Genomic DNA, 3,029 nt, shown 5'->3' with positions numbered 1-3,029 from the left:
GTGGCTCCATGCGTTGTAGACGGTGACGATTTCATCCTCGCACATTTCGTGCGGGGGCCGTCCACAACATCACCTCTCCGACCGGGGGATCACCATGACAGCCCGCAGAGATTACAGCATGACCGATCCCGATATCGGAGTGGCATCGCTCCGACAAACCGTATCTCCTGTACGCATCACTGGAAAACCCGGGAAAATCGCTGCCTACACTGCCAGTTCTGTCATCGCGTCATGCAGATCCGGTCACAAAAACCCGTTCCAGTTCCACAAACGCACCTGTATGCTCTGGCTCAGCCTCTCCCCCGGGGCGGCGCCAATTGCAAATTCCCCATAACCGAGTCCCGGTGTCGCGGGTTCGGTCTTCCCAGACTTTCGTACGCCTCGCGGCGCCCGAAACCCTTCAGGGAAGCGGAACGTCGGCTTAGTCGCCGCTTCTTTCAGAAAGGGACATTTCAGCATTTACATTCGAGGTGGCTGCAAGGTCAGAATGACCAGTACAGCGTCTTGCGATTCAAAACGCAGACCTATAGGGTCCGCGTATGGCACTTTATGGCGCAAGAACCGAATATATCCTGCACAGCCTGCTCTGGCTGGTCGATAATCCCGAACCTGTCAGCAGTCTCGATTTGGCAGAACTGCAGGACATTCCAGCGGCGTTTATCGCCAAGCTGCTTCCCAAGCTTGAAAAGGCGGGCCTGCTCACCGCGGTGGAGGGCTTGAGAGGAGGGTACAAACTGGGCAGAACGGCTGAGGAGATCAGCGTTCTGGCGGTGGTGGATGCAGTTGAGGGTCCAAAGGACCTTTTCAGCTGTCAGGAAATCCGCGGTCGCTGCGCTCTCTTCGATCAGCGGCCGCCCGAATGGGCAACGCAGGGTGTTTGCGAAATTCATGGTGTCATGCTGCGAGCTGAGCAGGCCATGCGTCGGGAACTGGCGCAGATTTCGCTGGCCGATCTGGTACGCTCCGTGCGGGATAAGGCTCCTTCTCCCTTTCTCGGAGAGGCGCAGTCGTGGTTCGACGAGCGTATCCAGACCCGCCGTACCAGCAAAGTCAGACAACGGAAACGGTTGAACATATCCTGACCACCACAAAGCTTTTACCAATTGGAATATTGAAAATGCGCAAGTTTATTGCTCTTGCTGCCGTGGCTGCAGGGTTCTGGCCCTAGTCTCTTCATGCTGAGACCAAAGTCACGCCTCTGCTAGCCCATGATCTTTCGGGTATTCCCGGCAAAGAGGGGGCCATGCTGACGGTCGATTACGCCCCCGGAGGCTCGGATCCAATCCACAGACATAATGCTTCCGTTTTTGTCTATGTCCTGAAGGGAAGCATCACCATGCAGGTCAAAGGTGACGCGCCCGTAACGCTGAAAGAAGGACAGAGCTTCTTTGAGGGACCAGACGAGGTCCATCTCGTTGGGCGTAATGCCAGTCAGACAGCGCCAGCGCGTTTCCTTGCGTTTTTCGTCAAAGATAAAGCAGCTCCATTTGTCTTTCCCGCGAAGTGATCAAAAGGATATCGAATTATCATGAAGGTTCTAGTGGCTGGAGCCAGCGGTGCATTGGGCCGTCCGCTGATCAGGATTCTGCGGAATTCCGGGCATGAGGTCTGGGGGCTGGCCCATCGTCCCGAGAGTCTGAAAACGATCGAAAGGCTCGGTGCTCATCCTGTGAATGGTGATGCACTTAATCGAACCAATATTTTCGAACTCGTTGAGAAGATCCGCCCGGACGTGGTAATTGACCAGCTGACTTCCCTGCCGTCCAGTCCTTTCGACCTGCCACAGCGCCTGCCTGCTGATCGCCGACTGCGGCTGGACGGTGGTGGTAATCTTTTCGAGGCAGCCAAGACTTTCCAAGTAAAACGTTATGTCCAGCAGTTATCCGGGTTTTATCTGGATGGTGGAAATGGACTTGCAACGGAAGCTGCGCCCTTGAGGATCAACGCTCCAGGGACGATCGGTGACAGTGCCCGTATGTATGCCGCGTTGGAACAGAGGGTTTCAAGCGCGCAGGAAATGGAAGGTATCGGGCTGCGCTATGGGTTCTTCTACGGTCCCGGGACATGGTACTGGTCCGACGGTGCATTCAGTCGCCATCTTCTCAAGGGGGAAGTTTCTCTGATCGGCAAGGGGAGCAGCACATTTTCCTTCATCCATGTAGAGGATGCTGCACAGGCAACGGTGGCAGCCCTTACAGCGCCAAGCGGCATCTACAATATCGTAGATAACCAACCGACGAAAATGTCTGACTGGCTACCGGCATATGCAAACTGGGTCAGAGCTGATGCTCCTCCCTACCTCGATGAGCAGAAGGCTCTTCAACTCTTAGAGCCCGATCCGAAAGTTCTTCAACCGTGACAATGCCTTGCGGTTCTGCGGGTCAGCATGCGGATTGAGGCGATCAAAGTCCATGCGGTTGAGGACGCAATGGATTGTTCCCAGTCTTTGGCGAGCCGCCTGCACCGTCCCAGCCATGCGAATGTCCGTTCAACCACCCAGCGGCGCGGCAGGATCTGAAATCCCTTCGCCGTATCGGACCGCCTGATGATTTCGAGGGTCCATTTTCCCATGGAGGCGAGCGCGGATCGCAATTTGTCGCCAGCATAGCCGCCATCAGCGAAGATGTGGCGCAGCCAGGGAAAGCGCCTGCGTATCGCTGCCAGGACATCAACGGCCCCATCACGGTCCTGGATGTCGGCGGCATGAACGAGGAGAAAGATCAGGAAGCCGCAGGTATCCGTCACAATATGGCGCTTGCGGCCCTTGACCTTCTTCCCCGCGTCATAGCCCGAAAGCCCGCCACTTTCCGTGGTTTTCACCGACTGGCTGTCAATCACGCCCGCGCTCGGAGAGGCTTCACGCCCCTCGATCTCGCGCAGGCTCATGACCAGCACCGTATTCATGACTTCGAACACTCCGGCACCACGCCAGGCGTAAAAATAGCGCCTGACAGTCGACGCGGAAATCTCACAGAAGGGTTGTACATCGGGTTAGATTATGAAAAAGTCTGTTTTGCACAAAAGAAATT

At 55.9% G+C, this 3,029-nt stretch carries 3 protein-coding genes and 1 pseudogene; 3 read left to right on the top strand and 1 reads right to left on the bottom strand.

What is annotated here, in order from left to right; genetic code table 11:
• The first annotated feature begins 539 nt into the window (after positions 1 to 539).
• The 3 genes from DV027_RS17145 to DV027_RS17135 all read left to right on the top strand — a co-directional run bounded on the left by DV027_RS17145 (position 540) and on the right by DV027_RS17135 (position 2,359).
• Complete coding sequence (locus DV027_RS17145) at positions 540 to 1,082, top strand: RrF2 family transcriptional regulator (RefSeq protein ID WP_130732978.1); 543 nt, start codon at positions 540 to 542, stop codon at positions 1,080 to 1,082.
• Positions 1,083 to 1,198: 116 nt separating this feature from the next.
• Positions 1,199 to 1,507, top strand: coding sequence for a cupin domain-containing protein (locus tag DV027_RS17140; RefSeq protein WP_275101018.1), 309 nt, complete (start codon positions 1,199 to 1,201; stop codon positions 1,505 to 1,507).
• Between the two features lie 21 nt (positions 1,508 to 1,528).
• Positions 1,529 to 2,359, top strand: a complete 831-nt coding sequence (locus DV027_RS17135) for an NAD-dependent epimerase/dehydratase family protein (RefSeq protein WP_130732977.1) — start codon at positions 1,529 to 1,531, stop codon at positions 2,357 to 2,359.
• Here DV027_RS17135 and DV027_RS17130 read toward each other — a convergent pair.
• Positions 2,350 to 2,964: pseudogene (locus DV027_RS17130) on the bottom strand (IS5-like element ISGdi1 family transposase); the annotation flags it as partial. The gene DV027_RS17135 and the pseudogene DV027_RS17130 overlap by 10 nt on opposite strands.
• Between the last annotated feature and the right edge of the window lie 65 nt (positions 2,965 to 3,029).

It is taken from the genome of Komagataeibacter xylinus (assembly GCF_004302915.1).
Lineage (GTDB): Bacteria > Pseudomonadota > Alphaproteobacteria > Acetobacterales > Acetobacteraceae > Komagataeibacter > Komagataeibacter xylinus_C.
Note: the sequence above shows the minus strand (reverse complement) of the source record. Positions and strands in the feature narration are given on the sequence as shown.

Bases quoted from the DNA above. Each gene is read 5' to 3' on its own strand.
- DV027_RS17145 (WP_130732978.1), top strand. From the start codon at position 540: ATGGCACTTTATGGCGCAAGAACCGAATATATCCTGCACAGCCTGCTC.
- DV027_RS17135 (WP_130732977.1), top strand. From the start codon at position 1,529: ATGAAGGTTCTAGTGGCTGGAGCCAGCGGTGCATTGGGCCGTCCGCTG.